This window comes from Saliniramus sp., assembly GCF_035311605.1.
In the GTDB taxonomy this organism is placed as follows: domain Bacteria; phylum Pseudomonadota; class Alphaproteobacteria; order Rhizobiales; family Beijerinckiaceae; genus Saliniramus.
This window is the reverse complement of the sequence record NZ_DATGCW010000270.1, coordinates 1-6,478: the sequence shown is the minus strand read 5'-3', so window position 1 is coordinate 6,478 and position 6,478 is coordinate 1. Positions and strand designations below refer to the sequence as shown.

Sequence of the window (6,478 nt, the reverse complement as noted above, 5' to 3'; positions counted from 1 at the left end):
GACGTTCATGATGCGCCCCAGCGTACCGGCACCCACGGGAACCTTGATCGGCTCACCGGAATCGCGCACCTCCTGGCCACGCACGAGACCTTCAGTGGTATCCATCGCAATGCAGCGCACGGTGTTCTCGCCGAGCTGCTGAGCGACTTCGAGCACGAGCCGATCGCCCTGGTTCTCGGTCTCGAGCGCGTTGAGGATCTCGGGCAGGTTCCCGTCGAACTGCACGTCGACGACGGCGCCGATGACCTGGGTGATATGTCCGGTCGGATTGGCCATGGTATCTCGTCCTCTTGGATACTCAGAGCGCCTCGGCGCCCGAGATGATTTCGATGAGTTCCTTCGTGATCTGCGCCTGACGCGTGCGGTTGTAGATCAGCGTCTGCTTCTTGATCATGTCGCCGGCATTGCGGGTCGCGTTGTCCATGGCGGACATGCGCGCGCCCTGTTCGGAAGCGGCGTTCTCGAGAAGCGCGGTGAATATCTGCACGGACAGGTTCTTCGGCAGCAATGTGCCGAGAATGGCTTGTTGCGAAGGCTCGTATTCGTAAAGCGTCTCGCCGCCGTCCAGGGAGGTGTCTGCGGAGGTGTCCCCGGTGGCGGCCTCGTCGTCCGGCGCGACCTGCGCCGGGATGATCTTCTGGGCCGTCGGGATCTGGGCGATCACGGATTTGAAGCGCGAATAGAACAGCGTGGCGACATCGAATTCGCCGGCATCGAACAGTTCGATCACCTTGCGCCCGATCATGTCGGCTTCTTCATAGCCCACATGGCGCACGTCGCGCAGATCGATGAACTCGATGATCTGCTTCGAGAACTGACGGCGCAGGATGTCGTGGCCCTTCTTGCCGACGCAGATGATCTTGACCGTCTTGCCTTCGGCAAGAAGCCGGTTGGTGTGCTCACGCGCAAGACGCGCGATCGACGAATTGAAGGCCCCGCACAAGCCGCGTTCGGCGGTACAGACGATGAGCAGATGCGTCTTGTCGTCACCCGTGCCGGTGAGCATGCGCGGCAGCTCGGCATCGCCCTGGGAGACGCCGGCGGCGAGGTTGGAGAGCACGACCGCCATGCGCTCCGCATAGGGACGCGCCGCTTCCGCCGCAGACTGGGCGCGGCGCAGCTTTGCCGCAGCCACCATCTGCATGGCCTTGGTGATTTTCTGCGTCGCCTTCACCGAGGCGATGCGGTTTCGCAGATCCTTGAGTGACGCCATGGGACGTACGGACCTTTCAAGACTGTCGACGGATCAGCCGGGCGCACTGTGGCGCCCGGCGCGGGATGGCTGGCTTCAGGCCGAGAAGCTCTTGGCGAAATCCTCGACCACGCCCTTCAGTTTTTCGGCCGTATCATCCTTGAGATCGCGGGTGTCGCGGATCGCCTCGAGGATGTCCTCATGCCTGGAGCGCAACACACCGAGCAGACCTTCCTCGAAGGCGCGGACCTTGCCCACCGCGAGATTGTCAAGATAGCCGTTTGTGCCGGCCCAGATCACGCAGACCTGCTCTTCCATCTTCAGCGGCGAGAATTGCGGCTGCTTCAGGAGCTCGGTCAGACGCGCCCCACGGTTGAGCAGGCGCTGGGTGGTGGCATCGAGGTCGGAACCGAACTGGGCGAAGGCCGCCATCTCGCGATACTGGGCCAGCTCGCCCTTGATCTTGCCTGCGACCTTCTTCGTCGCCTTGGTCTGGGCCGAAGAACCCACACGCGACACCGAGAGACCCACATTCACCGCCGGGCGCACGCCCTGATAGAACAGATCCGTCTCGAGGAAGATCTGACCGTCGGTGATCGAGATCACGTTGGTGGGGATGTAGGCGCCGACGTCGTTGGCCTGGGTTTCGATCACCGGAAGAGCGGTGAGCGAACCGGCACCTTCATCGTCGTTCATCTTCGCCGCGCGCTCGAGCAGGCGCGAATGCAGATAGAACACGTCACCCGGATAGGCTTCGCGACCGGGCGGACGACGCAGCAGCAGCGACATCTGGCGGTAGGCGACGGCCTGCTTGGACAGATCGTCATAGGTGATAACGGCATGCATGCCGTTATCGCGGAAATACTCGCCCATGGCGCAGCCGGTAAAGGGCGCCAGGAACTGCATCGGCGCCGGATCGGAGGCCGTGGCAGCGACGACAATGGAATATTCCAGCGCGCCCTGCTCTTCGAGCACCTTCACGAACTGGGCCACCGTGGAACGCTTCTGGCCGATGGCGACATAGACGCAATAGAGCTTCTGGCTCTCGGGAGCACCTTCGACGTTCAGCGGCTTCTGGTTGAGCATGGTGTCGAGGGCGATGGCGGTTTTGCCGGTCTGGCGGTCGCCGATGATCAGCTCACGCTGGCCACGGCCGATCGGGATCAGCGCGTCGATCGCCTTCAGGCCCGTCGCCATCGGCTCGTGCACCGACTTGCGCGGAATGATGCCCGGCGCCTTGACATCGACCCTGCGACGTTCGGTCGCCTCGATCGGCCCCTTGCCGTCGATGGGATTGCCGAGCGCATCGACGACGCGACCGAGCAACCCCTTGCCGACGGGAGCATCCACGATCGCGCCGGTACGCTTGACCGTCTGGCCTTCCTTGATCTCGCGGTCGGAGCCGAAGATCACGATACCGACATTGTCGATTTCGAGATTGAGGGCCATGCCGCGCACGCCCGATTCGAATTCGACCATCTCGCCGGCCTGGACCTTGTCGAGGCCGTAGCAACGGGCAATGCCGTCGCCAACGGACAGGACCTGGCCGACTTCGGTGACCTCGGCCTCCTGGCCGAAGTTCTTGATCTGCTCTTTGAGGATCGTTGAGATCTCAGCGGCTCGAATGTCCATCAGCGGACCTCTTTCATCGCAAGACGGAGGGAATTGAGTTTGGTGCGAAGGCTGGAATCGACCATGCGGCTGCCGACCTTCACGACGATGCCGCCGATCAATGCGGGATCGATTTTCACGTTCACATCAACCTCGGCATCAGCGACTTCACGCAAAGTCGCCTTGATATCATCGAGAACCGCTGCGGAAGGTTGTTCCGCCAGCCGCACCTCGGCATTGACGATACCCTTGGCCTGCGCGACCAGCGCACGATAGTCCCGGATCATCGCAGGAAGCACGAACAAACGCCGCTTGGAAGCGACGAATTTCACGAAATTGCCTGCGAGCCCGGTGACACCGGCCTTCTCGGCAATGGCGGAGATTCCCGCGACCTGTTCTTCGGCGGTGAATACGGGGCTGACCAGAAGCCGACGCAGATCCGCACTCTCGGCGGCCAGCGCCTCGATGACAGCGAGCTTCTCTGCCACATCGTCGATCGCGGCATTCTCCTGCGCCAGCTCGAACAGCGCCGAGGCATAGCGCCCGGCGACGCCCGATACGATCGAACCGCTTGCGTGTTTGGACTCGGCCACCGGCTGTTCTCTTCTCGGTTACCGGGCCACCGTGACGCTTCGGAAAGCGGCGTGGCACGCCCGGACTGGAATGGATGACGGATCGCCGGCGCGGACCTTCACCTGAATACGGTCGTATCCCTGCGAGAGCTCCGCACCCGGAAAGCGGGGGTGCGATAGCATGGGTTTTCGGGGTGCGCAAGCCGCCCGCGCACGCCACCATCGTCGAAGATCAAATCCCATGCCGCAAACGGAGGCCGGCAGGGCCTTTCGGCAAGGTCAGCCACCGATATTGTAGGCTGCCAGCGCCGCCATGTTGACGATGTCGGAATCGGTCGCACCCAGCGGTACGATCTGCACCGGCTTGTCGAGCCCCACGATCATCGGCCCCATCACGGTCGCACCGCCCAGCTCCTGCAACATCTTGGTGGCGATGGAAGCGGAGTGGAACGCGGGCATGACCAGCACGTTGGCCGGGCCTCTGAGGCGCGAGAACGGATATTGCGCCTGAAGATCGCGGTTGAGTGCCACATCGGCGGCCATCTCGCCGTCATATTCGAAATCGACACGCCGCGAATCGAGGATGCGCACCGCCTCCTGGATCTTCTCGGCCCGCTCCGCGCGCGGCTGCCCGAAGGTCGAGAAGGACAGCAGCGCCACACGCGGCTCATATCCCATCCGACGCGCCACGCCCGCAGCCTCTATGGCGATTTCGGCGAGCTCGCGCGCATCGGGCATTTCATGGATCGCGGTATCGGCCACGAGCACCGCACGACCGCGCGTCAGACACAGCGACATGCCGATGACCCGGTGGCCCGGCTTGGCGTCGATCACACGGGTGACGTCTTCGAGCACGGTGGAGGAATTGCGGGTCACGCCGGTGACCATCGCATCGGCATCGCCCAGCGCCACCATGGATGCGCCGAAATGATTGCGATCCTGGTTGATAAGGCGCACGCAATCACGCTGGAGATAACCCTTGCGCTGGAGGCGGTCATAGAGAAACTGGGTGTAAGCCGCATTGCGCTTGGAGAGGCGGGCATTGTTGATCTGGATGTTCTCGCGCCCCTCCAGATCGATCCCCGCAAAGGTCGCGGTTTCGTAGATCCGGTCCTCGCGCCCCACCAGGATGGCGGTACCAAGCCCCTGATTGGCGAAGCTCACGGCCGCGCGGATCACCTGCTCCTCCTCGCCTTCGGCGAAGACGACGCGCTTGGGGAACTTGCGCACACGCTCGAAGATGCGGTTGAGCGTCCCGGCCACCGGGTCGCGCCGTGCCGAGAGCTGGGCGCGATAGGCACGCTCGTCGACGATCGGGCGGCGGGCGACGCCGGTCTCCATCGCCGCTTTCGCCACGGCGGGGGGGATGGTCGCGATCAGGCGCGGATCGAATGGCACGGGAATGATGTATTCGCGCCCGAAGCGCGGGCGCGAGCCCTGATAGGCGGCAGCCACCTCGTCGGGCACATCCTCGCGAGCCAGCTCGGCCAGGGCCTGTGCGGCGGCGATCTTCATCTCCATGTTGATGGCGGTGGCGCGAACGTCCAGCGCGCCGCGGAAGATGTAGGGGAAGCCCAGGACATTGTTGACCTGGTTGGGATAATCAGAGCGCCCCGTGGCGATGATGACGTCATCGCGGATGGCGGCGACCTCTTCCGGGGTGATCTCCGGATCGGGATTGGCCATGGCGAAGATGATCGGCTGATCGGCCATGGAACGAATCATCTCGGCGCTGAAGGCGCCTTTCACCGAAAGGCCGAATACCGCATCCGCGCCGTTGAGCGCATCGGCGAGGCTGCGCGCCTCGGTGCGCGCCGCATGGGCCGATTTCCACTGGTTCATGCCCGCTTCGCGGCCCTGATAGATCACGCCCTTGGTATCGCACAAAAGCACGTTGTCGGGCTTGAAGCCCATCGCCTTGAGCAGTTCGACACAGGCGATGCCCGCCGCACCCGCGCCGTTCACCACAAGACGCGTCTCGTGGATGTTGCGGCCGGTGAGGTGCAGCGCGTTGATCAGCCCCGCCGCCGCGATGATGGCCGTGCCATGCTGGTCGTCGTGGAAGACGGGAATGTCCATCAGTTCGCGAAGGCGCTCCTCGATGATGAAACATTCCGGCGCCTTGATGTCCTCCAGATTGATGCCACCGAAGGACGGGCCGAGGTGGCGCACCGAATCGATGAAGGCATCGGCATCCTCGGTATCGACCTCGAGATCGATCGAATCGACATCCGCGAAGCGCTTGAACAGCACCGCCTTGCCCTCCATGACCGGCTTGGAGGCGAGCGCACCCAGATTGCCCATGCCGAGAATTGCCGTCCCGTTCGAGATCACCGCGACCATGTTGCCGCGCGTGGTCAGATCGAAGGCGCGCGACGGGTCGTCGGCGATGGCCTGGACCGGCACCGCAACGCCGGGCGAATAGGCCAGCGAGAGGTCGCGCTGCGTCGCCATCGGCTTGGTCGGCGTCACCTCGAGCTTGCCGGGGCGCCCGCCGGAATGGAACAGCAGGGCTTCCTGCTCGGTGAAGGAGGGGCGCTTGCTGCGGGCCGGGGCGTCTTTCGGGCCGGGCTGGCTGTCTTTTGCCATCGTCGATCGGTCTCTTTCTGCGGCGGGTGATGGAGCAACACGGAGATGTTGCAGGGGAGCGGACCTTAGGCGAGGCGCGCCCCGTGAACAAGACGCGCCGCACAAGCGGGAAACAAGCGACGCCGAAACCCGCGATGGTGCGGCCGCACCGAGATTCCCGTGCGACGGCGCATGGTCCCGATTGACCGGGCACGCCAGATCCTGTATCTGCACCGCCAACATCGCGGGTGAGGTTCCTTGCTTGGCGATTTTCTTGTCTTACAAACGGCGCTGAGATCGCGCGCCCTGCGCGAGCGACGGAATGCGTCATGCCGGTCCACAGCGACCGCGCGAACGGAGATTGGACCGATGAAGATTCGCAACTCGCTCAAGAGCCTGCGCGACCGCCATCGCGACTGCCGTCTGGTGCGTCGCCGGGGCCGCGTCTACGTGATCAACAAGACCCAGAAGCGCTTCAAGGCGCGTCAGGGCTGAGGCCAATTACCGGCCCGGAATTCCGGGCCGGTTCAAAACT

The 6,478-nt window shown here is 63.8% G+C and carries 5 protein-coding genes and 1 pseudogene; 1 reads left to right on the top strand and 5 read right to left on the bottom strand.

What is annotated here, in order from left to right; genetic code table 11:
* The 5 genes and pseudogenes from VKP01_RS12275 to VKP01_RS12255 all read right to left on the bottom strand — a co-directional run.
* Nucleotides 1-267, bottom strand: a pseudogene (locus tag VKP01_RS12275) (F0F1 ATP synthase subunit beta); the annotation flags it as partial.
* Between the two features lie 31 nt (nucleotides 268-298).
* A complete protein-coding gene (locus VKP01_RS12270) occupies nucleotides 299-1,213 on the bottom strand; it encodes a F0F1 ATP synthase subunit gamma (protein WP_324412688.1) in 915 nt (304 codons plus the stop codon).
* Between the two features lie 75 nt (nucleotides 1,214-1,288).
* Nucleotides 1,289-2,824 carry a F0F1 ATP synthase subunit alpha gene (gene atpA, locus VKP01_RS12265; protein ID WP_324412686.1) on the bottom strand — a complete coding sequence of 512 codons (1,536 nt, stop codon included), beginning with the start codon at nucleotides 2,822-2,824 and terminating at the stop codon, nucleotides 1,289-1,291.
* Nucleotides 2,824-3,396 carry a F0F1 ATP synthase subunit delta gene (locus VKP01_RS12260; protein WP_324412684.1) on the bottom strand — a complete coding sequence of 191 codons (573 nt, stop codon included), beginning with the start codon at nucleotides 3,394-3,396 and terminating at the stop codon, nucleotides 2,824-2,826. The genes atpA and VKP01_RS12260 overlap by 1 nt, the downstream gene beginning before the upstream one ends.
* 258 nt (nucleotides 3,397-3,654) lie before the next feature.
* A complete protein-coding gene (locus VKP01_RS12255) occupies nucleotides 3,655-5,964 on the bottom strand; it encodes an NADP-dependent malic enzyme (protein WP_324412682.1) in 2,310 nt (769 codons plus the stop codon).
* Between the two features lie 348 nt (nucleotides 5,965-6,312).
* On the opposite strand from VKP01_RS12255, the gene ykgO reads away from it, so the two are divergent.
* Nucleotides 6,313-6,438: a type B 50S ribosomal protein L36 gene (ykgO, locus tag VKP01_RS12250; RefSeq protein ID WP_074446566.1), complete on the top strand. Its 126-nt coding sequence runs from the start codon at nucleotides 6,313-6,315 to the stop codon at nucleotides 6,436-6,438.
* Nucleotides 6,439-6,478 lie beyond the last annotated feature (40 nt).

Bases quoted from the DNA above. Each gene is read 5' to 3' on its own strand.
- VKP01_RS12270 (WP_324412688.1), bottom strand. From the start codon at position 1,213: ATGGCGTCACTCAAGGATCTGCGAAACCGCATCGCCTCGGTGAAGGCG.
- VKP01_RS12255 (WP_324412682.1), bottom strand. From the start codon at position 5,964: ATGGCAAAAGACAGCCAGCCCGGCCCGAAAGACGCCCCGGCCCGCAGC.
- atpA (WP_324412686.1), bottom strand. From the start codon at position 2,824: ATGGACATTCGAGCCGCTGAGATCTCAACGATCCTCAAAGAGCAGATC.
- ykgO (WP_074446566.1), top strand. From the start codon at position 6,313: ATGAAGATTCGCAACTCGCTCAAGAGCCTGCGCGACCGCCATCGCGAC.